21 protein-coding genes are annotated in these 24231 nt (G+C 59.5%); 9 read left to right on the plus strand and 12 right to left on the minus strand.

The window, feature by feature from the left end; translation table 11 throughout:
• Nucleotides 1-6 precede the first annotated feature (6 nt).
• Nucleotides 7-1197, minus strand: a complete 1191-nt coding sequence (locus tag ATY80_RS25595) for an efflux RND transporter periplasmic adaptor subunit (RefSeq protein ID WP_088695091.1) — start codon at nt 1195-1197, stop codon at nt 7-9.
• A gap of 41 nt (nt 1198-1238) precedes the next feature.
• Complete coding sequence (locus ATY80_RS25600; protein ID WP_088695198.1) at nt 1239-2060, minus strand: alpha/beta hydrolase; 822 nt, start codon at nt 2058-2060, stop codon at nt 1239-1241.
• A gap of 168 nt (nt 2061-2228) precedes the next feature.
• On the opposite strand from ATY80_RS25600, the gene ATY80_RS25605 reads away from it, so the two are divergent.
• On the plus strand, nt 2229-3140 hold the full coding sequence (locus ATY80_RS25605; RefSeq protein WP_007790571.1) for a LysR family transcriptional regulator: 912 nt from the start codon (nt 2229-2231) through the stop codon (nt 3138-3140).
• 240 nt (nt 3141-3380) lie between these two features.
• Here the strand turns inward: ATY80_RS25605 and ATY80_RS25610 are convergent, their stop codons facing one another.
• Both ATY80_RS25610 and ATY80_RS25615 read right to left on the minus strand, forming a co-directional pair.
• The gene (locus tag ATY80_RS25610; protein WP_088695092.1) at nt 3381-4280 is read right to left on the minus strand and encodes an SDR family oxidoreductase; all 900 of its coding nucleotides are present in this window, start codon (nt 4278-4280) and stop codon (nt 3381-3383) included.
• 45 nt (nt 4281-4325) lie between these two features.
• Nucleotides 4326-5063 carry an SDR family oxidoreductase gene (locus ATY80_RS25615; RefSeq protein ID WP_088695093.1) on the minus strand — a complete coding sequence of 246 codons (738 nt, stop codon included), beginning with the start codon at nt 5061-5063 and terminating at the stop codon, nt 4326-4328.
• 122 nt (nt 5064-5185) lie between these two features.
• On the opposite strand from ATY80_RS25615, the gene ATY80_RS25620 reads away from it, so the two are divergent.
• The 3 genes from ATY80_RS25620 to ATY80_RS25630 are packed head-to-tail and all read left to right on the plus strand — an operon-like array spanning nt 5186 to nt 7063.
• The gene (locus ATY80_RS25620) at nt 5186-6076 is read left to right on the plus strand and encodes a LysR family transcriptional regulator (protein WP_088695094.1); all 891 of its coding nucleotides are present in this window, start codon (nt 5186-5188) and stop codon (nt 6074-6076) included.
• Between the two features lie 47 nt (nt 6077-6123).
• A complete protein-coding gene (locus tag ATY80_RS25625; protein ID WP_088695095.1) occupies nt 6124-6444 on the plus strand; it encodes a hypothetical protein in 321 nt (106 codons plus the stop codon).
• A 28-nt stretch (nt 6445-6472) separates the two neighbouring features.
• Nucleotides 6473-7063, plus strand: coding sequence for a DNA-3-methyladenine glycosylase (locus ATY80_RS25630; RefSeq protein ID WP_088695096.1), 591 nt, complete (start codon nt 6473-6475; stop codon nt 7061-7063).
• A 3-nt stretch (nt 7064-7066) separates the two neighbouring features.
• On the opposite strand, the gene ATY80_RS25635 is transcribed toward ATY80_RS25630, so the two are convergent.
• The 3 genes from ATY80_RS25635 to ATY80_RS25645 are packed head-to-tail and all read right to left on the minus strand — an operon-like array spanning nt 7067 to nt 10284.
• Nucleotides 7067-8608 carry a DHA2 family efflux MFS transporter permease subunit gene (locus tag ATY80_RS25635; RefSeq protein ID WP_088695097.1) on the minus strand — a complete coding sequence of 514 codons (1542 nt, stop codon included), beginning with the start codon at nt 8606-8608 and terminating at the stop codon, nt 7067-7069.
• Complete coding sequence (locus ATY80_RS25640; protein ID WP_088695098.1) at nt 8601-9827, minus strand: HlyD family secretion protein; 1227 nt, start codon at nt 9825-9827, stop codon at nt 8601-8603. Before ATY80_RS25640 ends, ATY80_RS25635 begins: the two co-directional genes overlap by 8 nt.
• A complete protein-coding gene (locus tag ATY80_RS25645; protein ID WP_088695099.1) occupies nt 9820-10284 on the minus strand; it encodes a MarR family transcriptional regulator in 465 nt (154 codons plus the stop codon). Before ATY80_RS25645 ends, ATY80_RS25640 begins: the two co-directional genes overlap by 8 nt.
• A gap of 410 nt (nt 10285-10694) precedes the next feature.
• Here ATY80_RS25645 and ATY80_RS25650 point away from each other — a divergent pair, with 410 nt between their 5' ends.
• Both ATY80_RS25650 and ATY80_RS25655 read left to right on the plus strand, forming a co-directional pair.
• Entirely contained in the window at nt 10695-11870 is a 1176-nt protein-coding gene (locus ATY80_RS25650) for an efflux RND transporter periplasmic adaptor subunit (RefSeq protein WP_088695100.1), read from the plus strand.
• Nucleotides 11867-15061, plus strand: a complete 3195-nt coding sequence (locus tag ATY80_RS25655) for a multidrug efflux RND transporter permease subunit (protein ID WP_088695101.1) — start codon at nt 11867-11869, stop codon at nt 15059-15061. Before ATY80_RS25650 ends, ATY80_RS25655 begins: the two co-directional genes overlap by 4 nt.
• Here the strand turns inward: ATY80_RS25655 and ATY80_RS25660 are convergent.
• From ATY80_RS25660 to ATY80_RS25675, 4 genes are all read right to left on the minus strand, one after another.
• Complete coding sequence (locus ATY80_RS25660; RefSeq protein WP_088695102.1) at nt 15056-16063, minus strand: acyltransferase; 1008 nt, start codon at nt 16061-16063, stop codon at nt 15056-15058. The genes ATY80_RS25655 and ATY80_RS25660 overlap by 6 nt on opposite strands.
• 47 nt (nt 16064-16110) lie before the next feature.
• The gene (locus ATY80_RS25665; protein ID WP_088695103.1) at nt 16111-17376 is read right to left on the minus strand and encodes an O-antigen ligase; all 1266 of its coding nucleotides are present in this window, start codon (nt 17374-17376) and stop codon (nt 16111-16113) included.
• A 10-nt stretch (nt 17377-17386) separates the two neighbouring features.
• Nucleotides 17387-18658, minus strand: coding sequence for a polysaccharide biosynthesis/export family protein (locus ATY80_RS25670; RefSeq protein WP_088695104.1), 1272 nt, complete (start codon nt 18656-18658; stop codon nt 17387-17389).
• Nucleotides 18659-18733: 75 nt separating this feature from the next.
• Complete coding sequence (locus ATY80_RS25675; protein ID WP_088695105.1) at nt 18734-19414, minus strand: sugar transferase; 681 nt, start codon at nt 19412-19414, stop codon at nt 18734-18736.
• Nucleotides 19415-20187: 773 nt separating this feature from the next.
• Here ATY80_RS25675 and ATY80_RS25680 point away from each other — a divergent pair.
• Both ATY80_RS25680 and ATY80_RS25685 read left to right on the plus strand, forming a co-directional pair.
• The gene (locus tag ATY80_RS25680; protein WP_088695106.1) at nt 20188-20454 is read left to right on the plus strand and encodes an exopolysaccharide production repressor protein; all 267 of its coding nucleotides are present in this window, start codon (nt 20188-20190) and stop codon (nt 20452-20454) included.
• 137 nt (nt 20455-20591) lie between these two features.
• Nucleotides 20592-21593, plus strand: a complete 1002-nt coding sequence (locus ATY80_RS25685; RefSeq protein WP_088695107.1) for a glycosyltransferase family 2 protein — start codon at nt 20592-20594, stop codon at nt 21591-21593.
• An 11-nt stretch (nt 21594-21604) separates the two neighbouring features.
• On the opposite strand, the gene ATY80_RS25690 is transcribed toward ATY80_RS25685, so the two are convergent.
• Entirely contained in the window at nt 21605-22564 is a 960-nt protein-coding gene (locus ATY80_RS25690) for a glycosyltransferase family 2 protein (protein WP_088695108.1), read from the minus strand.
• A gap of 548 nt (nt 22565-23112) precedes the next feature.
• On the opposite strand from ATY80_RS25690, the gene ATY80_RS25695 reads away from it, so the two are divergent.
• Nucleotides 23113-24231, plus strand: a complete 1119-nt coding sequence (locus tag ATY80_RS25695; RefSeq protein ID WP_088695199.1) for an acyltransferase — start codon at nt 23113-23115, stop codon at nt 24229-24231.

The following is a 24231-nucleotide window of genomic DNA, read 5'->3' on the forward strand; positions in this document are numbered from 1 at the left end:
TTCGGCTTACTGAGCCGTCGCCACTTTCTCTTCCGCCTGCGGTGCAACCACGGCGCCGGGACGGATACGCTGCAGGCCATTGACGACGATCTTGTCGCCAACGGTCAGCCCGCGTTCGACGATACGCTGACCGTCGGCTGTCGCGCCGAGCTGGACCGGTCGGTAGCTGACCTTGTTTTCGGCATCGACGACGAACACGAACTTTTTGTCCTGGTCCGTGCCGATTGCGCGGTCACTGATCAGGATCTTGTTCTCGGCCTTCGGCTCGCCCATACGGACGCGAACGAACTGGCCGGGGATCAGCTTGCCGCCGGGATTGTCGAAGACAGCGCGAACACCGATGGTGCCGCTTGCCGCGTCAACCTGATTGTCGATCAGTTGCAGCTTACCCTTGATCGGGGTTCCCTGATCCGCCAGTGTGCCGACCTCGACCGGGATCTGCTCGACCGCCGGAACGGCGCCATCACCCGCCGGCAGCTCAGCGAGCGCCTTGGTGACCGTTTCCTCACTGGCGTTGAAGCTCGCGTAAATCGGATCGACCGACACGAGCGTCGTCAAGGCCGGTGATGTAGAGCCGGCGGCAACAAGGTTACCGACGGTGATCTCGATCTTGCCGACACGACCGGCAACCGGTGCGCGGACTTCGGTGTAGCCGAGCTCCAACTGTGCTGAACGAAGGGCTGCCTGAGCGGTGCGAAGGCCGGCCTGCGCTTCGGTGAAGGCATTCTGACGCTGGTCGAGATCACTTTGCGAAATCGTCCTGTTGTCAGAAAGCCTGCGGCCACGCTCCAGTTCGATCTGAGCGATATTGACCTTCGCATCGGCGGAAGCAACCTGGCCTTCGGCCTGGGAAACAGCCGCCTGATAGGGCTCGGGATCGATGGAGAAGAGCGGGTCACCCGCCTTCACCAGCGCGCCTTCGCGGAAGTGCACGGATTGGACCGCCCCGGCGACGCGTGAACGGATCTGGACACGGTCGACGGCCTCGAGCCGCCCCGAAAACTCCTGCCATGTCGTTACATCACGGCTGGCGACGACGGCAACCGTTACCGGCACAGAGGGAGCCTGCGCAGGTGTGGATGCAGCCGTGGCGGTCGTGCTCATCGGCAGTTCGAAAAAGATGGCCGCGGCCGAAACGGACGCGACAAGCCCTAAGCCGGCGCCCACGAGGGCCCAGCGCTTCTTACTGGACGTCATTGGTACTCTCCTTACGGCCCTCTCTCAGTGGCCGAATTCAATCAGTTCGTCTTCAATGCAATAGGTTGGCTGCTAATATCCCGAACGAAGCTTTCGAATTGGTCCGTGATCGTCTGTCCCCAATTCGGTGCCTGTTCGCATTTCCCGCCATAAAGCGATGGCCAGCCTGCCCCGGCGGGTAGGACATTCCGGCGAACTGCAACGCCTGCCTGCTTCAGGCGGTCGGCATAACCCAGCGTCTCGTCACGAAGAGGATCATCCTCGGCCGTCAAAACGAGTGCCGGCGCCACCCCTGCAATACGCGAACACAAGCAAGGTGCCGCGTAGGGATGACAGCCGCCGCCACTGAGATAGTGGCTCCAGCCCTCGGCCCAACGCTGGCGCATGCCGATACCATCCGCCTTGCGGATGGACGACGTGCCCATGAATGGATCAAGCAGCGGCGAAATCAGCACCTGGCCATTGAGCGCATCCGCATAGTGGTCGCGCGCCTTGAAAGCGACGCCGGCAGCGATGTTCCCACCAGCCTCTTCACCGGCGACGATCAGCAGCGAATTGCGGTCGCCGATACCGGAGGCGCGCTTGTTGGCAAGATAAGAAAAGATAGAATAGCCAACTTCGAGCGGCTTCGGAAAGACATTGCCCAGCGGTGCATTGTAATCCGGGACGGCAACAATCGCGCCGGCCTTCGCCAAGCTCTCCGCAACCAGGCTATCCCTGACACCCGACTGCAGAAAAGCGCCGCCGTGAAAAAACAGTACGATCGGCGAACCCTTGCCAAACTCGGCGCCCTGATAGACGCGTGCGGAAACGGGGCCGGTGGCCACCTTCTCCATCACTATGTCTTTCACCTGCACCGTCATCGTTTCGGCTCTCGTTTTCACCGACATAACGTGTTGCGAGCCGCGACGGCTTGCAATTTCTGTAAAAAAGATATTGTTATTCCTCTGACGGAATAAGAAGCTTCAGAGCGATTACACTGTTCCGAATTTCGAACAATACTGCAGTGCAACCTGCTTAGGTGATTTCCGATGGACCAGCTCTCGGCAATGCGCGCTTTCATCCGCGTCGTAGAGACGGGCAATTTCACACGGGCCGCCGACACGCTCGCCATGCCCAAGGCGACGGTGACCAATCTCATCCAGGGGCTTGAAGCGCATCTGCACACCAAGCTTCTTAACCGCACCACGCGCCGCGTCATGGTGACGACCGATGGCGCGCTCTATTATGAACGAGCGGCACAGATCGTCTCCGAACTCGAGGAACTGGATGGCAGCCTTTCGAACTCGCAGGGCCTGCCGACCGGCCGTTTGCGCGTCGAAATGGCGGGCGCCTTCGCCGACTGGATCGTCGTGCCCGCGCTCTGCGACTTCTACCAGAAATACCCGGATATCCGGGTTGATCTTGGCGTCGGCGACCGCACCGTCGACTACCTCGCGGAGAACGTCGACTGCGCGCTTCGCGGCGGCACGCCCGCCGACCAATCGCTGATCGCAAGGCGCGTCTCGGAAGTAGAAATGCTCACCTGTGCCGCACCGCTCTACATCGAAAAATTCGGCATTCCGACCCGCCCCGAAGAGCTGGAAAACGACCATTATTCAGTAAGTTATTTCCGCGCACAGACCAACCGGACGCTTCCCTTCGAATTCCGCAAGGACAATGAAGATCTGGAGATCAATCCTCGTTACCTGCTATCGGTCAATGACAGCCGAACTTTCGTCAATGCGGCATTGAACGGGCTTGGCATTGCTCAGCTGCCGCGCTTCATGATCCGCGACGCTTTGGCCAAGGGCGACCTCGTGGAAATCCTGCCGGAATGGAGCCGTGAACCCTTCCCGCTCTACATCGTCTATCCGCCGAACCGGCACCTCAGCAATAAGGTTCGCGTCTTCGTCGACTGGCTGGTGAAACTGCTCTCGGATGCGAAACTGAACGACCCATGACGCAGTCGCGGCCCGGAAGGAGTTCCTTCAACGGGCCGCAACAGTCTGTCATCGAATTCCTTTCAGACCCTGCCGCGTCACCAGGCAAATGGCTCGACCGGTATCTGAGGTTGGCGCCAGGAGTTGGAGGTCTTCCAGTCGCCTTTACTGAAGTTATATAATCCTGCTTCTTGCCGTTTGTTAAGTGCTGATTCGTGCACAGCAGGTTCGCGAAAACGGAACAATGGGAACCATCACGGTTTAGTGAACAGCCGGCTTGAGGAGATCCTCCAGCCCGATCCGCCGGAACATTTCGGCGCGAACCCGATCGGCAACGCCGTTGACCACCTCGGCACCGTCTTCCGACGGATCGACATGCGTACGGAATGGACGCTTGCCGAAGGGCATCGCGATGACCTCCGCGATCGCCGTCGCGACTGAACCGGCATCCGCGTCGACAGGTTCCAGCGCTGCAAGTCCCTGCAGTGCCTGTTCCGGCACACCTTTGTAGGGTCCGTCGTTGTATTCGGCTGCGCGCGCCGTATCCGCCGGCGAGCCGGAATGTGCGAAGTGATTGGTGCCTTTGGTGAAAGCACCCGGCACGATGATCGCGGTTTCGATACCCCAGCGGGCAAGCTCGGACGCATAGGAGACCGCAACCGAGTCCATCGCTGCCTTGGCCGCGAAATAGGGGGCGAGATAGAGTGGCGTGCCGCCCCGCGTGCTGGACGATGACACCCAGACGACGAGCCCCTTGCCCCGCTTGCGCATATGGGGAAGCACGGCGCGGTTCACCCGCTGCGTCGACAGCACATTGATGTCGAACAGCTCCGCGTATTGCTCCGGCGTGAATGCTTCGGCGGGTCCGAAGGACATATGACCGGCATTATGGATGATCACGTCGAGCCTGCCCGCCTCTTCGAGGACTTCGGCAACGCCGGCTTCAATGGAGGCTTCCGAGACAACGTCAAGTTCGACCGAACGGAGGTCGGCATTGTTGTCCCGGCGGAATGCAGCGATATCAGCGACAGCCTTTGCGTTGCGACCCGCTGTATCGCGAATGCCGGCGTAGACGATATGCCCTTCCCTGGCGAGTGTGCGGGCGGTGAGAGCGCCGAAGCCACTGGATGCTCCGGTAATGACGATGACCTGCTTTTCCATTGTCCTATTCCTTCTAAGGTGACTGTTGACGTCTAGTGTTGGAGATCAGACCATGCCGCCATTGGCGCGCAGCACCTGGCCGTTGATCCAGGAGCCGTCCGGGCCGGCCAGGAAGGAAACGGACGCGGCGATATCTTCTGGCGTTCCCAGGCGCTCCAGTGGGTTCATCTTGGCGATGCTGGCGATCAGCTCATCTGATTTCCCATCGAGGAAAAGGTCGGTTGCTGTCGGCCCGGGGGCCACGGCATTCACCGTGATTTCGCGACCGCGCATTTCCTTCGACATGATCGCCGTCAGCGTTTCGACGGCAGCCTTGGTCGCGGCGTAAACGCCGTAGTTTTCGAGCTTCAGACCGACGACGCTCGTCGAGAAGTTGATGATGCGGCCACCCTTACGCAGACGCTTTGCGGCTTCGCGCAGGGTGTTGAAGGTGCCCTTCAGGTTGACGCTGACCTGACGGTCGAAATTGGCATCGTCGGCATCGGCAATCGACGAGAGCTGCATGATACCTGCATTGTTGACCAGCACATCGATGCCGCCGAAGGCTGCTTCCGCAGCATCGAACATCCGGCGGACGGCTTCGGGGTTGCTGACATCGGCCTGCGCCGTCAGCGCCTTACCTCCGCTCTGCTCGATCCTCTGCACAAGCTCCTCGGCGAGCGCCACGTTTCCTGAGTAGTTGACGACGACGGTGAAACCGTCCCTAGCCAAACGTTCCGCGATTGCGGCGCCGATGCCCCTCGATGCACCAGTGACCAGTGCGACCTTGTTCTCGTTGCTCATTGCCTTTCTCCTTCATCCTGTGCGGCTCGCCGCGTTTTCGATGAGAAGAAGATGCCGCTTTTCGAAGCGCGGATAATCAGCCATTATTCGGCATCACTATCCGGATATGGCGAACAAACAAAATGGACAGATTCGATGCTATGCGGGTATTTTCCCGCGTTGTGGAGAGACGCAGTTTCACGCTCGCAGCAGAGGATACCGGCATTCCGCGCTCCACGGTCACGGATGCGGTCAAGCAGTTGGAAGCCCGACTCGGCGTGCGCCTGCTGCAGAGAACCACGCGCCATGTCAGCCCGACGCTCGATGGTGAAGCCTACTATCAACGCTGCCTCGCCATACTCGCCGACATCGAGGACGCGGAAGGTGCCTTCGCCGGCGCCAAGCCGAAGGGCATGCTGCGCGTCGACGTGCACGGTACGCTTGCCCGCCACTTCGTGCTGCCGAGCCTTCCGTCCTTCCTCGAAACCTACCCTGACATCGAGTTTTACATGAGCGAGGGCGACCGGCTGGTCGATCTCGTCCGCGAAGGCATCGATTGCGTGCTGCGGGTCGGCGTGCCTGGTGACAGCGACATGGTGGCGCGACGCGTCGCCATGTTGGAGGAAGTTACCCTTGCTGCTCCCCGCTACATCGAGAAACATGGCCTCCCCGAACATCCCGACCGGCTCCACGGTCATCGGATGGTAGGCTTCCGTTCAAGCGCAACAGGCGGTGTTCTGCCTCTGGAATTCCTGGTCGGCGGCAGCATCCGCAACGTCACCCTGCCCGCAACGGTAACCGTCAACGCCGCCGAGAGCTTCATGTCGGCAGCACGGCTCGGCCTCGGCCTGATACAAGTGCCGCGATATCATGCGGAAGAGGATTTGGCCGATGGCACGCTCGTTCACGTGCTGCCGGATTTCCCACTGACGGAGACGCCGGTTTCTCTCCTTTATCCCCGCAACCGACAGCTTTCTCCGCGCGTTCGCGTTTTCATCGACTGGCTGGTGAAGGTCTTTGCTCGACAATCCTAGCGAAAAGCGTTTCACTTGGAGCAACTGTAAGAACCAGGAGACTTTCCATGGCTATCACAGACGTCACCGTGCACCCGAAGGAAGGCTCTTTCGCCGTCATTTTCACGGATCAGTCCGGCAATAACATATCGGTCACGCTCTATGCCGCTGCCTCTCCCGGCCTGACGAGCGACAATGCAATCACCCGTGCAAGGGCGTTGCTGGCAACAACACTGCAGAGTTCGCAGGCAGATGGCGCACGCGGCAAGGATGCTGCGCTTCTCGAAGAAGAACTGGAAGAAGGTCTCGAGGATACTTTCCCGGCAAGCGATCCCGTATCGGTGACGGGCTCCTCCATCCCGGCGCATGACCCGAAGGTCGGCCATTAGAACCTCACGGACCGGAAGCCTGAAACAGATGACAGATGCCGTCGGTGCGATCGGCGCCGCTCCCCTCGCCGGTCCTGATCTCACGCGCTTTTTCGCGCGTGATACGGTTGCCGTCGCCCGGGATTTGCTCGGCTGCCACCTGCGAGTCGGCGATGTCGGCGGACGGATAACCGAGACCGAAGCCTACTTCCCTGATGATGAAGCCTCGCACAGCTTTCGCGGTCCCACGCCGCGAAACGGTGCGATGTTCGGTCGGCCAGGCAATGTCTACATTTACCGCATCTACGGCATGTATTGGTGCCTGAATTTCGTCTGCACGCCCGGCTCCGCCGTGCTAATCCGCGCAATGGAGCCGGAAGCCGGCATCGCGACCATGATTGAGCGGCGCCGCAACGACGCACTGACGCAGCTCTGCAGCGGTCCAGGCAAACTCTGCCAGGCGCTCGGTATCGATCTCACGCTGAACGACAAGCTGCTCGATCGCCCACCCTTCTCGATCGCCCCATCCGCTCCTGTCGAAATCGTTACCGGCAAAAGGATCGGCATAACAAAAAATGCCGAAGCACCATGGCGCTTCGGCATTTCTGGCTCTCGTTATCTCAGCAAACCGTTCCGCTGAGCATCACTCCATGACGGCGCTGTGATCCATGACAGGGGCGACCTTCGGCTTGCGCAGCAGCAGCGCCAGCGGAATGACCGCGAGCGACATCAGCATCAACAGCTTGAAATTGTCCATGTAGGCAATGATCGTCGATTGCAGGGTGATCACCTCGTTGAGCGAGGCGCGACCGGCGGCTGTCAACGGACTCATTGCCTGCGCCGCCGACGCCTCGAAGGCCCGGTTGAACGGCGTCACATAGGCAGCGATGTTCTCGTGATTCACCTGGGCGTTCTCGACAAGAAGCGCTGATACGATCGAGATACCGACGCTTGAGCCGATGTTGCGCGACAGGTTGTAGAGGCCGGTCCCGTCGCCGCGCATGTGCGCGGGCAGCGTCGAGAAGGCGATCGTCGTCAACGGCACGAAGAGGAAGCCGAGCCCGGCGCCCTGAACGAAGCCGACGGAAACGATTGTCCACTGCGAAACATCGGGCGTCCAGCCGGTCATGTCGTACATCGCCCAGGCCGTCAGGCCGAGGCCCGATACCAGCAGCAAGCGCGTATCGACCTTGCCGATCAGCCGGCCGACGATAAACATGCAGAGCATCGTGCCGAGCCCACGTGGCCCCATGACGATGCCCGCGGTGATGACGGGATAGCCCATCAGCGTCTGCAGGTATGGCGTCATCAGCGCCAGTGAGGCGAGATAGGTGATGCCGATCACGAAGATGAAAAGCATGCTGACCGAGAAGTTCCGATCGAGAAACAGCCTCGGGTTCACGAAGGACTTCTCCGCCGTCAGCGTATGCGCGATCAGCAGATAGAACGCGGCGGCGCAGACAATCGCTTCGATCATGATCTCGCCGGATGCGAACCAGTTCAGCTGTTCGCCGCGATCGAGGAAGAGCTGCAGCGATGCGATGCCGAGACTCATCATCCCGAAACCGAACCAGTCGAGCTTCGCCAGCGCATCGAGCTTCGTCTCCGTGACGTAGATCACGATGCCGGCAAACGCCAGCGCGCCGATCGGCACGTTGATGTAGAACACCCAGCGCCAGCTGATGTTATCGGTCAGCCACCCGCCGATGACGGGTCCCAGGACCGGCCCGACCATGACCGAGACGCCAAATAAGGCCATGGCCGAGCCGCGCTCCTCGGCACTATAAATGTCGAGGAGGATGCCCTGAGAGAGTGGAACCAGAGATGCGCCAAAGAGGCCCTGCAGCAGGCGGAAGGCCACGATCTGGTTGAGTGATTGCGCTAGACCGCAGAGGACAGAGGCAACAACGAAGCCGGCAATTGCCGCCAAAAGCACGCGCTTGCGCCCGAACTTGGCGGCCAGAAAACCGGACGGCGGCGTCATGATTGCAGCCGCCACGATATAGGAGGTCAGCACCCAGTTGATTTGGTCGGCGCTCGCCGAGACGCTGCCCTGGATATAGGGCAGCGCGACGTTTGCAATCGTCGTGTCCAGCGCCTGCATGATCACCGCCAGGATGACGCAGGCCGTTATCCAACCGCGGTTGGCAACCGGGGTGGCCGGAGATGATGCAGCGTTACTCATGATCCTTGCCGCCGGAGCGGCCCAAAAGCTTGGAAACGAAATCCGGAAGACCACGGGCACGACCCGTATCGACGTCGACGACCGTGCTCATGCCGACACGAAGCGGTGGCTTGCCTGCCGCGTCATCGATGCTGACGCGCATCGGAATGCGCTGCACGACCTTGACCCAGTTGCCTGTCGTGTTCTGCGCCGGCAGCAGTGAGAAGCTGGAACCGGAGGCCGGGCTGATGCTCTCGACCTTGCCCTTCCATTCCACGCCCGGATAGGTGTCGACATAGATCGTCACCGGCTGGCCGGGCTTCACAGAGGTCAGTTCCGTTTCCTTCGGGCTCGCGGCAATCCAGAGATTGTTGTCCGAAACCAGCGAGAAAGCCTGCGTGGACGCCTGCAGGTAGGAGCCCGGCTGCAGCGAATTGACGTTCGTCGCGATGCCATCGAAGGGCGCCCTGACGACGCTGTGGTCAAGTTCGCGCTCTGCATCATCCACCTTCGCCTTCGCTTCGAGATAGAGCGGGTTCTGCTCAACTGGCTGGTCGGCATTGCCACCCAACTGTGCCAGCGTTGCGGCAGCCTCGGCCTTCGCGACGGCGACCTTCTGGTGGCCAGCATCGAGATTGTGCTTGGCCTGATCGTAGGCAGTGCGCGTCGCAGCCGAGCTGTTCAGCAGGTTCTGCTGTCGATCAAACTCGGTCTGATAATAGGGAATATCGGCTTCGGCTTGCGTGATCTCGGCAAGCGACTGCTGATAGCTGGCCTTCAGATTGAGGATCTGGTTGCGCACGGCGCCAAGCTGCGCCTCAGCACCGTCGAGAGCGATCTTGAAAGAGTCCTGCCGCAAGCTGAAGAGAACCTGGCCCTTCTTTACCGCTTCGTTCTCATGCACGTTGATCCGCTCGACGATACCGGAAACGTCGGTTGTCAGCCCCACCATGTCAGCCTGGATATAGGCATTGTCGGTCGACATGATCTGACCGCCGTTGACGTAGTAGTACCCGCCGACGACGAGCGCGACCGGCAACAACGCGAACAGAACGGGACGCGTGAGACTGCGCCGGCGGCGGACCTGAGTGCCGCCGGGCGCAGCCACTGCAGTAGCGGGCGCTGAATTGGATGAAGGCGCCTCAGCTACCGTTTCCTCGCGAGGGGAAGCGTCGTTTTCTTCAACTGGGTTCTTGGCGTTTGCGTCTGCAACGACGCGCAGGGAGGACTTCTCAGCCATGTTTTGTCTCATTTTCGGCTACCGGGGTTCGGCAGGCCTGCACTAGGTTTGTTTTCATCGCGGTTAGAATGCCGAACAGCTGATCGCACTGTTTGGTAGGGATGCCATCGAATGCTTCGCCGCGTGTCAGATCACCAAGCTCGCGCATCTCGGCCAGAAGCGGATGGGCCTCGTCGCGCACATAGAGAAGCCAGACACGGCGATCAGTCGGATGTTGCCGGCGCTCGATAAGACCGCGATCGGCGAGCTTGTCGAGAATGCGGACAAGTGTGATCGGCTCTATCTCCAGGATCTCGGCAAGCCCGCCCTGATGACCCCCCTCATTGCTGCGCAGGTAAGTAAGCGTCTGCCACTGCGACCGCGTCAGCCCAAGGCAGCGCGCACGCTGCTCGAACCGCTTGCGAAGCAGCCGTGCGACGTCGTGCAACAAGAAGCCGAGAGTAGGATTTCCGTTCATGGGAACCAGTGTCAATAATCAATAGCGCACTTATTATATGCTCAGATATATTAAGCGTGTTCAGGGCACAATAGGCGCCGTTCCAGATTCCGCATTCTGCGGCCAAAATGCCGCATAAGGATACGCGCGGAGATTTCGAAGGCCTTTCGAAATTGCAACCGGTTGGCATTTGCAATTTCGACCGGCAGCCGTTTAAAGTAGAAATCCAGAGGGTTATCGGAAATGCCGTGGTCTTTGGTCGATCACCTTTTCTTGATGACGAGTGCGCGGCCGACCGCCGTGATCATGATTTGCAATAGCATAGGTGAATAAGGGCCAGAGCCCTTGTTCAGAGACATCAAAGACATGAATCGCATCACATCAGCATAAGCGACGGCAGCGCTTGCGGCCGTCCGGATAAGGAAACCGCCATGCCTTCCTCCTTTCGACGTCTGCTGACTATTGGCACCCTGGCTCTCGTGCCGTTCACCGCGGCGATGGCACAGCAGCCAGGCTCTCCCCCTCCCGTTTCTGTCGCCAAACCTGTCGTGCGCGATGTCGTCGACAATGACGAATTCATTGGCCGCTTCGAACCGGTCGATCAGGTATCCGTGCGCTCGCGTATCGGCGGTTACCTGCAGGAAGTGCACTTCACCGACGGCGCGCTCGTCAAGCAGGGTGACCTGCTCTTCGTGATCGACCAAAGGCCGTTCATCACCGCGCTGAACGAAGCGAACGCGGCGCTGGAAGTCGCCAAATCCACGCTCGTCTACGCGGAAGCACAGTTCAAGCGGGCCGAGAGCCTTGCGACGAGCGGCAGCCAGTCGATTTCGATCCTTGATGACCGCCGGCGCGAATGGGTCTCGGCGCAGGCGAACGTCCGCGGCGCGCAAGCGACAGCCGATCGCGCGGCACTCGACCTCGAATATACGAAGATCACAGCTCCGATCAGCGGCCGCATCGACCGCCGGCTGATCTCCGTTGGTAACCTTGTTCAGGCTGACCAATCGATTCTGACGACCATCGTTTCGGTCGATCCGATCGACTTCTACTTCGACGTCGATGAACGCCGCCTTCTCAACTTCGCACAGACGGCCCGCGACCGCGGGGTCGATCTGCAGCAGGGCGGTGGCGGCGTCGAGGTCGAGGTCAAGATCACGGATTCGAACGAAAAGCCGTTCAAGGGCAAGCTCGACTTCGCTGAAAACCGCATCGACAGCGAGACCGGCACCAAGCGCATACGGGCTCGCTTCGACAATCCGAATTACGTGCTGCAGCCAGGGCTTTTCGGTCGCGTTTCCGTTGAAGCGTCGAATGTCTACAAGGCGATCCTCGTCCCCGACGAGGCTATCGGCTCGGACCAGAACCAGCGCGTCGTTTATGTCGTCGGAGATGATGGAACGGTCACGGCAAAACCGGTCCGTCCGGGTCCACGCCTGTACGGCTATCGTGTCATCCGCGAAGGCATGGACGGCAGCGAGACGATCGTCATCAACGGCCTTCTTCGCGCCCGCCCCGGCTCGAAGGTCACGCCGCAGGTGGTCGAGCTCCCGCAAAGCCGCGAGGAGATTGCGCCTGAAGCCGCCGGCCTGGAGCTCAGCCGATGAGATTTGCACACTTCTTCGTCGACCGGCCGATCTTCGCGTCGGTGCTCTCCATTGTGCTGTTGATCGTCGGCGGCATCGCTTATTTCCAGCTGCCCGTAGCGCAATACCCGGAGATTGCGCCGCCGACCATAGTTATCCGTACCTCCTATCCCGGCGCTGACGCCGAGACGATCGCCAACACTGTGGCGACCCCGATCGAGCAGGAGGTCAACGGCGTCGAAGACATGCTTTACATGTCTTCCTATTCTACTGCCGATGGTTCGATGGCACTGACCGTCACCTTCAAGCTCGGTACGGACCTCGACAAGGCACAAGTGCTTGTCCAGAACCGCGTTGCCATCGCCGAACCACGCCTTCCCGAGGAAGTTCGGCGCATCGGCATCACGACGGCGAAGAGTTCGCCCGACCTGATGATGGTCGTGCATCTGCTGTCACCGAACTCTCGGTATGATCAGCTCTACGTCTCCAACTACGCACGCACGCGCATCCGCGACACGCTTGTTCGGCTCGATGGCGTTGGCGACGTCATTCTGTTCGGTGAGCGCGAATATTCGCTGCGTATCTGGCTCGATCCGCAAAAACTGTCGGCCTATGGCATGACCTCCAGCGACGTCGTCGATGCGCTGCGCGAGCAGAACGTGCAGGTCTCCGGCGGCTCCATCGGCGGACCACCGGCGGCCGGCACCAACGCCTTCCAGTATACGGTGACGACCCAAGGGCGTTTCTCGGATGCAAGACAATTCCGCTACGTCATCGTCAAAGCGACCGCGGAAGGGCGTCTCGTCCAACTGCAGGATATCGCCCGCATCGAACTCGGCGCCAAGGACTACGTCACAAACAGCTATCTGAACGGCAAACCGGCCGTCGCGCTCGGCATTTTCGCGCGTCCCGGCACAAACGCTCTGGCGGCAGCAGCGGAAATCAAGAAGACGATGGAAACCGTCTCTCAGGATTTCCCGCAGGGTCTCAGCTACGATATCGTCTACAACCCGACCGAATTCATCGCGGAATCCATCAACGAGGTTTACAAGACCATCGCTGAAGCGGCCATCCTCGTCGCTATCGTCGTTCTTGTCTTCCTGCAGTCCTGGCGAACGGCGATTATCCCCATTGTCGCTATCCCGGTCTCGCTGATCGGTACTTTCGCCTTCCTGCTTGCCTTCGGCTTCTCGCTCAACATGCTGACGCTGTTCGGTCTCGTGCTGGCAATCGGCATCGTCGTCGACGACGCGATCGTTGTGGTCGAAAACGTCGAGCGCAATCTGGCAAAGGGAATGACGCCGCGAGAGGCCGCGCATGTGACGATGAACGAGGTCGGCACGGCGGTCGTCGCAATCTCGCTCGTGCTGATCGCCGTGTTTGCTCCAACGGCCTTCATCCCGGGCATATCAGGTCAATTCTATCGTCAGTTCGCGGTGACGATCTCGGTCGCGACAGCGATCTCAGCGCTGAACTCCCTGACCCTGTCGCCAGCCCTTGCCGCACTGGTGCTGAAGCCCCACGAGGAGCACGAGAAGCATCGCAACCCTATCGCGCGTTTTGGAAGTGCTATCGCGAGCGGGTTTAACAAGGGCTTCGACGGGCTGAGTGCGGGCTACTCCTGGATTGTGCGACATACCGTGCAGACGGTCGCCGCGCTCTGCGTCGCGCTGCTCATCTTCGCCGGTCTGCTTGGCGCGACATATTATATGGGTAGGATCGTCCCAAGTGGTTTCGTCCCGGTCATGGATCAGGGCTACGCCATCGTCGTCGTGCAGCTGCCGGATGGTGCAGCGCTTTCCCGCACCGACGCGGTTATCGAACGCGCATCGGAGATCATCCGCAACACGCCGGGCGTGAAGAATGCGGTGGCCTTCTCGGGCTTCAGTGGCGCGACCTTCACCAACGCTTCCAACGCCGGCGTTGTCTTCGCCGCCTTCGACACCTTCGAAAACCGCCTGGAGCACGGCCAGACCGCCACGAAGATCATCGGGCAGCTCTATGGCAGCCTCCAGGCGATCCAGGAAGCCTTCATCATAGCCATCCCGCCGCCGCCGATCTCCGGTATCGGCAACGCGGGCGGCTTCAAGATGCAGCTCATGGATCGAGAGAGTTCGGACATGCGCCGCGTTCTCGGTGTTGCCTATCAGCTCATGGGCATGGCGAACCAGACAGAGGGTCTGACCGGCGTCTTTACGACGTTCTCCGCCAACAGCCCGCAATACTTCCTCGAGATCGATCGCGACAAGGCGCGCACCCTGAACGTACCGATCTCCAACATATTCGACACGCTGTCGATCAATCTTGGCACATCCTACGTCAACGATTTCAATGCCTTCGGGCGCGTCTACCAGGTGCGGGCCCAGGCCGACCAGCAATATCGCGTCGAGCGCGACGACATCCTCGCGCTCAAAGTAAGATCGGCAACCGGAGCACTTGTCCCGCTTGGCACGCTGGTCGATATCCGCGATACCAGCGGCCCTTCACTCGTCCAGCATTACAATATGTACGTGTCCGTACCCGTGCAAGGCAATGCCGCTCCCGGCGTTTCGACGGGCACCGCATTGGACAAGATGGAAGGCCTTGCGAAGCAGATAATGCCGGCAGGTACAACCTTCGAGTGGACCGAAATCGCCTTTCAGGAACGGAATACCGGCAACACGGCGATCTACATCTTCGCCCTCTCGGTCGTCTTCGTGTTCCTGGCACTGTCGGCACAGTATGAAAGCTGGGTCCTGCCGCTCGCCATCATCCTGATCGTTCCCCTGGCGATCCTTGCCGCCTTGATCGGCGTCCATCTGCGCGGAATGGACAACAACATCCTGACGCAGATCGGGCTGATCGTGCTGATCGGGCTGGCGGCCAAGAATGCGATCTTGATCGTGGAATTCGCGAGACAGGCGCAGGACGAGGGCAAATCGGCGGTCGAGGCCGCAATCGAGGCCAGTCACCTGCGTTTGCGGCCGATCCTGATGACCGCTTTCGCGTTCATCTTCGGCGTCGTGCCCCTAATGATCGCGACCGGCCCCGGCGCCGAAATGCGTCAATCGCTCGGGACGGCCGTTTTCTCAGGGATGCTTGGCGTAACGATCTTCGGTCTGTTCCTGACGCCCGTTTTCTACGTCGTGCTGCGCGCGCGCCGGCGAAAACATGTGGTGCAGGCCGAGACCGCGCCGCCCTCCGAGGAGGCTGCCGCCGAGACCTCGTCATGAAGGGCGCCGCTCGACGGCGCTCTGTTTGAGCAGATCTGAGGAAAGGATCTTACGAAGCGGCTTCTCGACGAGCTCGTAGGCCGCCGCTCCGAGGATCGTCCCGCCGACAACGGCGATCGCGATCGTCGGTGTTGTCGACAGCCCGACCACGCCGGCAGCCTTGACGATCACGGAGATCGCCAGCGTGTGCCAAAGGTAGATCGAATAGGATGCATCGCCGAGATAGGTGAGAAGCGGCATACGGCCGATGCTGCCGTCCGCTTCTAGCGATACCATTCCATAGACAAGCGCCATGGCGAGCGGCCCGCAAATCGTTTCGTCGAAGTCGGCGCCGATCAGGAAGATCGCGGCAAAGCCGGACAACGATGCGCCGACGCAAGCAAGCCCCAGGCTGGTGCCTGCGATCCACCGCCGGATCCACAATTCGGCGAGAAAGACGCCTCCGAGAAATTCGAGAATGATCGGCCGCGTATAGGTCTTTAGCACTGGCGAGGCGGGCTCGAAGAGAAGGCCGATCAGGAAAAAGCCACCGAAGATCGCCGTCAGATACGCCAGCCGCCAGCGACGCGGCAGGAAAAGCGCCCCGGCAAACAACACATAGAAGAACATCTCGAAATCGAGCGTCCAACCCTGGACGAGGACCGGCCAGATATCACCGGTGCTCGGCGATTGAGCTGGAATAAAGAAGAGTGAGGACAGAATATGGGCGCCGGTCAGCTTCAGGTTCGGAAACAGGCCGACCATGGCACCGGCAATCATTACGCTCGTCACCAGCCAGTAGGACGGCGCGATGCGCCGAATGCGATCGACCAGGAACCCCTGCGGCGTCATCGGTCGGCGGTCGCTGATGACCCACATGATGAAACCGCTGATGACGAAGAAAACGTCGACGCCGGCGGCACCAATGGCGAAATGCTCGCCGGTCCTTTCCGCCGCGTGGAAGACCACAACGGCGAGTGCCGCGAAGGCGCGCAGATATTGGATGCCGTAAAGTGTCTTCATCCGGTTTCCTCGGAAGACCGATCAAGACCGGTCAAAAGTGCATGACGTTATTGAGTGATGGGCTCTAGCGACTTCTCAGTTCGCCATGAACTCACCGCCGGCTGGCGGCGTGCGGTCGCCAGCTTTCCGGCCGCAAAGTAGAAAAGAAACGTCCCAACGTTGTACGGAGTGAGGATATCAATCTCGACGAAGGAGCGGATCGTCAGCAGGACCGCGATCGAGAAAAGCAGATAGGATTCGACATTCCTGAAATCCTCGATGACGCGCCGCAAGTGCCCCCACAAAATCCGCAGCAGCATTGCCGCCAGGGTGATGACGCCGGCGAGCCCCAGTTCGACTGCCGTTTCGATATAGGTATTGTGGAAGTGGAAGCCGCTCCGCGACCCGATAAAAAATTCCTCCCACAGACGCTCCGGCTCGGAGAAGCCCTGGACCCAGTAGGCTTGGTAGCCGATGCCGAAGGCCGGGTTCTGCTTTGCCGCCTCGATCCCCTGCTGCCAGAGATAGGTGCGTCCGGTCAGCGTGGAGTCCTTTCCGAAGATCCCGAGAACGGCATCGACCGCCCCTAGATAAACACCCGCAACGGCGAGAACGATGACCGCGACGCCACCGCCGACGACCAGCAGTTTGCGGTGATCGGGCGTCAGTGCGAGGACGACACGCAGCCCCATCATCAAAGCAATCACGACGGCGGTGGTCAGCACGGATGTCGCGGATTGGCAGGCGATGAGGCAGTAAGCAGACAAAAGCCCGACCACGCCGGAGGCCGCCATCCAGAGGCGCCGCTCACCGAAGATGAAGACAGCCGCGAAGGAGACGATCAGCCCAAGCGACGCATAGAAGCCAAGCTGGTTCTTCGAGGCGAAGGCACCCACGAAACTGAAGGTGCCGTCCAGCGGATCATACTCGTAGTAGCCGAACAGCAGCGAGTACACGAGAACGATCCCGACGCCCGCGATCATGCCCACCGTCAGGGTTCTGACGTCGAGCACGCGTACCGCAATCAGGGCGCAGATGACCTGCGTCAGGTACTGGATGCTGGCTCGCAGGGAAATGCTGGGAACGGCCGACCAGAAGACAGACAGGAAGGCGAGCGCCGCGAAGGCATAGATCCAGAAATAGCGACCATGGCTACCGAGGACCTTCTTGTAGTCCACGGCGATCAGCGGCAGCCACAGCGCATAGTAAAGCAGGATCGCCACCTGCCCGAACTTGATCGAGTAGGCGAAACAAAAAAGTGACAGCGCCACGGCGGGGATGGCATAGGCCGCATTCCCGCCTGGCTGAATGAGCACAGATTTTGCGATCCGCATTGCGGCCTCGTTATCTCATCGCCAATCCGGCAGTGACCTTGATCAAGTCGCCGGGCTGGAGTGCGGTATTTTCTTGAACCGGAATCTCCTTCGCCTTGCCGTCAACTTCGCGGACGATCGAATAGGCGATGCTCGCGGCCCCGGTGCTCGTGTCAAAGCGGGCAGCATCAGTCGACTGCGTCAACGCCTCCGCCATCAGCGAGTTGCTGGTTTCGAGCTTGAGATTGAGTTCATCGAGTTGAGCCTCGGCATTCTGAAGTTCCTGGGCAAGCTGCGCATCCCAGTCGTTCCGAAGCGTGATCTCGTCCTGATTGGCCTTGCTGATGTCCTGCTTGGCCTTCAGCGAATTCGTATCGATATCGAGGAGCGTCGCCTCGGTATCCGCGGCCCGCTGCTCAGCGGCCATCTTGCGGTTGCTGAGCGCCAGCCCTCTCTCGGCGAGATCCTCGACCTTGTCGCGATCCTCAGTTGCCAATTGCAGCTGACGGGTCTGAGTGTCGGTCTTCTTGGCAAGCGTCTCGACCTCGCTTTGAAGCAGTTGCTTGAGATCTGCGAGCGCCTGAAGCTGCAGCGTCAAGCGTTTCTTGCGGGTGTTCATGAGAGCCGTTTCGCTGTCAAGCAGAGGCTTCGCCTCCGGTTTGTCCTGAAGCTCCTTCGGCATTTCGATCGTATCCTGATTCGCGATCTCAGCGCGCAACCGCGCCTCCTTCACCAACAGGCGCGCCCGGTCGGCCATGTAGACGACCGCGTCACCCTTGGCGTTGATGAAGTCGCGGGCGAACCGTTGACCGGCGTCCGCGCGGCGCAGACCGCCGGCAAGACTCACGGCCTTAACGATCGTGAGATTGGGCGCAAACGGATATTCGCCGGGCTTTTCAACGTCACCGGACAGATAGACCGGCCGGAATTCCGAAAGTTCCACCGAGGCAGACGGTCGGTCCTTCAAGGCAAATTGCTTCTGCAGAGCCGAGCCGATCTCCTGGGCGATCGCATCCGTCGTTTTGCCGGATGCAGGCAAATCACCGACGAAAGGCAGGGAAATGCTTCCTGAGGGCCCGACGGTGTAGTCCCCACTGACGACCGACCAGTCGCGGATGCTGCCATCCGCGGTCTGCCATTCGGCCACCCGGATCTTCAGCTTGTCCATAATACCGAGACGGTAGTCGTCGGCAGCGGCAAGCGATGACGAAGCCAGAAAAGCACCAAGTCCGGCTGCGATAACCACACCGGATCTTAGCGTGCGACGTCTTCCGGCCTTGCCGTCAAGAAAGCGTTTTTCCATGAACCTTCCCCGTATTTCGGCACGACAAGCCGCAAGGCGTTGCCGCGCAGTACTGTTTGGATTTTGAGATGCGGCTTAGTAGCTGCCGCGTTGAGCGCATACTGCCGGGATTGTGCGTGCGATGATCACGACATCCCGAACCAACGACCAGTTTTCGACATAGTGCGTGTCGAAAGCGACGCGGGTTGCGTAAGAAACGTCATTGCGTCCGCTGATCTGCCAGAGGCCCGTCAGGCCAGGGCGGGATTGCAGATAATAGACGGCCGCGTTTTCGTACATTTCGAGTTCGTCTCGAACGACTGGACGCGGACCGACGACGCTCATTTCGCCGCGGATGATATTGAAGAGCTGGGGCAGCTCATCAAGGCTCAATTTGCGTAGAACAGCACCGACCGCAGTGACCCGGGGGTCGTCTTGCAGCTTGCGTGTTGCACGCCACTCTTCCATCGCCTTCGGATTGTTGCGCAGGTGCTCCTGCAGAACCTTGTCACCATTGGTGACCATTGTCCGAAACTTCAGGCAACCGAACTCCTGGCCATTGTGGCCGATGCGGCGATGCCCGTAAAAGATCGGCCCCCTGTCGGAGAGCTTCACTAGCAACATCACCATCAAAAAAAGCGGGCTCAGAAAGATGAGCCCGAGGCAGGCGGCGGACACATCGAATGCCCGTTTCGCGATCCCGCCAGTCGGCGGAAACACGCTCTGATGAACTGCGCCATAAAATGGCGAACTGTCCGATCTCGTCGCAGACTTCATAGAGGTAACTCCACTTATGTTTGCCGTTTGGTCGGGTAGGCTCAGGCGCTTAGCTAGCCCTGACGAATTCGAAGTGTATGAGGTGATTTTGTTTTTTTAAGCCACAATTTTAAGACTGGGGCTTTACGATGGGTTTTTGCGGCCGCCGTTCAACTTTTTTGTTTTTAAGGTTCTGCTGAAACAGCTATACAATTCTTTGGCGATGCCGAAATAATCTCCGCGTGTATCAATAAAAGTCTCGGGCATTGCTGTGTGGGCCAAAGATACTGAAGTCTAGGTCGTTCGGGCCCGGTACTGGCAATTGATGGTTTGCATTCGCGGCTTCTGGGAAAGCCCCGGTTTCTATTTGCCGCAGAGCTTGCTTATTGCATCGCACCATACATTTTGCACTGCACCAGCTAAACGTTTGAAATTAAAACTTTGTAATAAAAGTTGAACAAAAAACCATCCTGACCCGCTCGGTACGGTCGACATTGTGGCACTAATAGTAACTTGTATTGCCAAATTGCGCACAACCAGAGATGCGCCTAATAATTTTTAATCATCTTTGCCAAAAGCAGCCAAGCAGCGGCAGCACGTGGCATTTTTACCAATAGCCGGAAGAAACCTTTAAGATCGTCGCTGTACTACCCATCTCGCAGACGCAAAAAACGTCTCCAGAGCTTCAGTTGAAACAGGAAGTCCTGTAAAACATTATCCTAGGAAGGATCCTGATGGCGGTTTCGTCTTCAACGATTGTTTGTTGAACGAAGCTCCGATGGAGGAGGCAACAGATGTATGCACCTCGCGTTATCTTCAGCATGCTCGGCGCGCTGGCCGTATTTGCTGTGGCAACGTATTGGCTGAGCGGTTCCCTCGCCGGCACCGCGATCAAGACCGCGATTTGCGCCGTCCTGCTCCAGGCCGGCTACTTCGGTGGCGTGCTTTACCTTGTCTGGAAAGAATCGAAGAGCCGTACGATTCGTCCCGCAGTGAAGCGCGAAGAAACGGAAAAGCTGCCCGTGACGCCCTTCAAGGGCTCTGAACCGTTCAACCGCTAAGCATCGCGATTCGAACCACGGTCGTGCCTCTCCGGCATGGTGAGTGTCGGCGCCCGTAACATCATTTGAACGGCCACCCGTTGTCCGCCACATTTTGACGTCTTAGTTGTTGGAGCGAAAAACAACGGAGGCTACGCGTGGCAAAAACGGCAAGCATTTGCGTCATCATCGCAGCCAAGAACGCGGCGGATACCATCGAAGCCGCCGTTAGATCGGCGCTTCTGGAGCCAGAAGTGGCCGAAGTGGTCGTCGTCGACGACGGCTCCAGCGACGGCACGGCAGAGACCGCAAGACGTGCGGACGACGCCAGCGGAAGGCTGAATGTCGTCCGATTCGATCAGAACAAAGGCCCGTCCGCCGCCCGCAACCACGCCATCGACATCTCTTCGGCACCCCTGATCGCAATCCTCGACGCGGACGATTTCTTCTTCGAGGGACGCTTTCGCCGGATGCTTGCCGAAGACGACTGGGAGTTCGTTGCAGACAACATCGCCTTCGTCGATGCAGATACGGCAAGCCAGGCACCACAGCGCCTCCAGCAATTTGCCGAGAGCCCGCTGTTCCTGGATCTACCCACCTTTGTCGATGGCAACATTTCCAAGCGTGGCGTTCGCCGCGGTGAAATCGGCTTCCTCAAGCCGATCATGCGGCGGGCCTTCCTGGACAAGCATGGCCTGCGCTATCGCGAGGAGATGCGGCTTGGGGAGGATTACGATCTCTACATCAGGGCGCTGGCGCTCGGAGCGCGCTATAAGGTCATCCACAGCTGCGGCTACGGGGCTGTCGTACGCGGAAATTCGCTGAGCGGTCGCCACCGCACCGAAGATCTTCGCCGCCTTTACGAGGCCGATCGTGCGCTCCTGACATCGTCAAGATTGCCGCCGGAAGCCGCCGAGGCCGTGCGTCGGCACGAGCGGCATGTGCGCGGCAAATATGAGTTGCGACGGTTCCTCGACATCAAATCGCAATCGGGCCCGCTGGCAGCAATCGCCTACATCGCAACGCACCCGGCAGCCTTCCCGCCCGTTGCAACAGGCATCCTAATGGACAAGACGGAGCGCCTGCGAAATCCGGGTGGCGTTTCCGTCACCGCGCAAGGCAATGGCTTGAGATATCTTCTGAGCGCCCCGGCCAAGTAGCCGGGGTTCGACTATCTCGAAAACTTCGCGGCTGCCAGCTCAAGCGCGCTCTGAAGCAAACGGGGGTCGCGCGCTGTCCAGCGCGCGAGCAATCTGAAATCCGGCGTCTTGCGGCGACGTAGTAGGCCGATCTGGCTCCAGATCGCCTGCTTTCGCGCGGTGTTCTTGTGCGCCTTGATCGTCTCGACCTCCTGGGGCCTGCTGGAGAACCGGCTTTCCAGCTGGTCAAGCGCCATCCAGGTGATGAACTGCTGCTTGAGAAACTCCGGCGAAGCGTTGTCGACGCCGTGGAAGATGTTGATGCCTTCCCCACGCAACGCCCCCGGCTCTCCGCAGAGCAGCGCCCGTTTCGCCGCGATGATGCAATCGCAGAAGAACAGCACATCCTCGGCCGCCAATCGCAGGGCAGCGTCGAAACGAACCTTCTCGAACAGCGGGCGGCCAATGACCATGCAGGACATGTGCAGGAAGGCCCAATTTTTCAGCATGACACCGGCGAGATCCGGCACATCGAGGATCAGCGGCTTGTCCAACAGACGCCGCGCCCCCTCCTCTCTCTCGAGAGCGACGATGCCGAAATGGTAGTCGAACTCCTCGCCCCCTTCGATGGACGCCCAATAGCAGTCGCCACCGAAAGCCTCCATCGCCGTGGCCGCATTGGCCAGATGATCGGGTGTCCAGACATCGTCGGAATCGAGAAAGGCGACGTATCGCGTTGCCTCCGGCACATGATCGAGGCCAGTGTTCCTGGCGCCGCCCGGCCCAGCATTCGGCTGAGCGATCACAGTGACGCGCGCCCTATCCTCATCCGACAGGAGCGCGAGGTCCGCATCCGGAGAGCATGGTGAATGGTCGTCGACGACGATGACATCAACATCCTTGAAGCTTTGCGAGAAAACCGACGCCAGAGCGCGGCTGAGAATGCCGTCCTGACGCTGGTAGAAGGGGATGATGATCGTGAAGGTCGCCATACTCTCTCCTTGAGATACGGGAAGTGATGTTTTCCGCCCCAGCGCATCTAGGGGTGAATGAAGGCATAGCAAGTCTGCTGCACTGCAAAATGATGACGCTCAATTCGGCCGAAGTTTGTCAAAGCGGATGAGTAGATCGGATCTTGCCACGCCGTATCGAAACGAAACGACTGCTCGGTCCCGGGCCGCAATTCGGCCACGATCAGAACGGTTCGTCAGCCTCGCGTTGTAACAATCGTTCACCAGCCAACAAAAACTTTCGGGCCCTTTGGCGGGGAAAGGACCCAGAAATTCATGAATATCATCAAGTTATAAAATGCACTGCTCCTGTTGACGTTCAGGACGATTCGGCAGCCCGACACGTCGGCTTTTTCCCATACTGAGCCAGCACAGGACGATTGTTACGAAGTGGGACCGCCGATCACTTTTTGCTGCAGTGCCATATTTTCTTCCGTGAATCCGCCCTACCTTCGGCGTGCGGGCTCGAGTCTGCTCTGATTGAAAACGGTCGCAAGGGGAGGTGCGGCCCAAAAGGGGTGACTGATAACGTGAATGTTGATGCGAATGTATCGTCACGGATCAATCTGATGCGCATCGTGCTCATTTCGGGCATTGTGTTCGTCCATATACCGTTCGACGCCGCCAGCAGTCCCTATGACGGGACCTACGGCGCATTTGACTGGATCCGGGTTTTCCTGACGGAGGCGCTTTTTCGCGTCGGCGTTCCCTGCCTGAGCGCGATCTCCGGCTATCTGCTGTTTCGTAGCGGGCAGGAAAACTTCAGCTACAAGAAAGCCGTGCGCACGAAGGTGCAGACGGTGTTTCTGCCGTTCCTGCTTTGGAACTGCGCGTTCATTGCAGCGATCATTCTCGCCACCAGCGTTGGGGTTGGCGACGGCTATTTGCCTGACCCGCTAGACGTGTCCGGCCGCGATCTCATGACGCAAGTGCTGGCGGTGGAGAATTTTCCGGCGAACGTACCCCTCTATTTCCTCCGTGATCTCTTCGTCTGCATCCTGCTTTCGCCGATTCTGGCGTGGCTGATCAGCCGCGCGCCGATTCTAACGTTGACCGCCTTGCTGGTGATCGCACTGGTTCCGGAGCTGTCGATCTATATCGTGCTCAAGCGCTCGATCCTCTTTAGCTTCAGTCTCGGCATCTTCATTGCCCTGCAGCAGGTCGACCTGAAGGCTCTCGACCGCTTTGCGCTGGTTGGCATCTTCCTGTTGCTCGCGGCCTCGGCACTTCTGGCAACGGCAATCTTCGTCACAGGCCCTTCCCTGCCCGATTGGGTGCAATTCTTCCGCAATGCGCTAGCAATCGTCGGCGCGCTCGGCTTCTGGCTATTGTCGGCACCGCTGATCAAGACGCAGCTAGGTCAACGGCTTGCGAAGACGGGAAGCCTTAGCTTCTGGATCTTTTGTGCTCATTATCCGCTGCTCATTTTTCTCTGGATCCTCTGGGGCAAGACGAACATGAGCTTCTATCCGCTCTTTTTCGTCCTGTCTTTCGCCCTGCTGTTTCCGCTTCTCGCACTGTCGAACGGGCTGTGCCGACGGAACTTTCCGCGTCTCTACGCAATTCTGACAGGCGGCCGGACCAAACGGTCCGCAACCCCGGCGTCGCCCCAGGACGTCTCTCGCAAACTCGTTACACAGCAAAGGTGA

It is taken from the genome of Rhizobium sp. R711, assembly GCF_002211365.1.
In the GTDB taxonomy this organism is placed as follows: Bacteria; Pseudomonadota; Alphaproteobacteria; order Rhizobiales; family Rhizobiaceae; genus Rhizobium.

Coding starts and splice junctions, on each gene's coding strand:
- ATY80_RS25670 (WP_088695104.1), bottom strand. CDS start 18,658: ATGGAAAAACGCTTTCTTGACGGCAAGGCCGGAAGACGTCGCACGCTA.
- ATY80_RS25665 (WP_088695103.1), bottom strand. CDS start 17,376: ATGCGGATCGCAAAATCTGTGCTCATTCAGCCAGGCGGGAATGCGGCC.
- ATY80_RS25610 (WP_088695092.1), bottom strand. CDS start 4,280: ATGGAAAAGCAGGTCATCGTCATTACCGGAGCATCCAGTGGCTTCGGC.
- ATY80_RS25625 (WP_088695095.1), top strand. CDS start 6,124: ATGGCTATCACAGACGTCACCGTGCACCCGAAGGAAGGCTCTTTCGCC.
- ATY80_RS25600 (WP_088695198.1), bottom strand. CDS start 2,060: ATGACGGTGCAGGTGAAAGACATAGTGATGGAGAAGGTGGCCACCGGC.
- ATY80_RS25615 (WP_088695093.1), bottom strand. CDS start 5,063: ATGAGCAACGAGAACAAGGTCGCACTGGTCACTGGTGCATCGAGGGGC.
- ATY80_RS25660 (WP_088695102.1), bottom strand. CDS start 16,063: ATGAAGACACTTTACGGCATCCAATATCTGCGCGCCTTCGCGGCACTC.
- ATY80_RS25595 (WP_088695091.1), bottom strand. CDS start 1,197: ATGACGTCCAGTAAGAAGCGCTGGGCCCTCGTGGGCGCCGGCTTAGGG.
- ATY80_RS25675 (WP_088695105.1), bottom strand. CDS start 19,414: ATGAAGTCTGCGACGAGATCGGACAGTTCGCCATTTTATGGCGCAGTT.
- ATY80_RS25605 (WP_007790571.1), top strand. CDS start 2,229: ATGGACCAGCTCTCGGCAATGCGCGCTTTCATCCGCGTCGTAGAGACG.
- ATY80_RS25635 (WP_088695097.1), bottom strand. CDS start 8,608: ATGAGTAACGCTGCATCATCTCCGGCCACCCCGGTTGCCAACCGCGGT.
- ATY80_RS25640 (WP_088695098.1), bottom strand. CDS start 9,827: ATGGCTGAGAAGTCCTCCCTGCGCGTCGTTGCAGACGCAAACGCCAAG.
- ATY80_RS25645 (WP_088695099.1), bottom strand. CDS start 10,284: ATGAACGGAAATCCTACTCTCGGCTTCTTGTTGCACGACGTCGCACGG.
- ATY80_RS25690 (WP_088695108.1), bottom strand. CDS start 22,564: ATGGCGACCTTCACGATCATCATCCCCTTCTACCAGCGTCAGGACGGC.
- ATY80_RS25680 (WP_088695106.1), top strand. CDS start 20,188: ATGTATGCACCTCGCGTTATCTTCAGCATGCTCGGCGCGCTGGCCGTA.
- ATY80_RS25650 (WP_088695100.1), top strand. CDS start 10,695: ATGCCTTCCTCCTTTCGACGTCTGCTGACTATTGGCACCCTGGCTCTC.
- ATY80_RS25630 (WP_088695096.1), top strand. CDS start 6,473: ATGACAGATGCCGTCGGTGCGATCGGCGCCGCTCCCCTCGCCGGTCCT.
- ATY80_RS25655 (WP_088695101.1), top strand. CDS start 11,867: ATGAGATTTGCACACTTCTTCGTCGACCGGCCGATCTTCGCGTCGGTG.
- ATY80_RS25620 (WP_088695094.1), top strand. CDS start 5,186: ATGGACAGATTCGATGCTATGCGGGTATTTTCCCGCGTTGTGGAGAGA.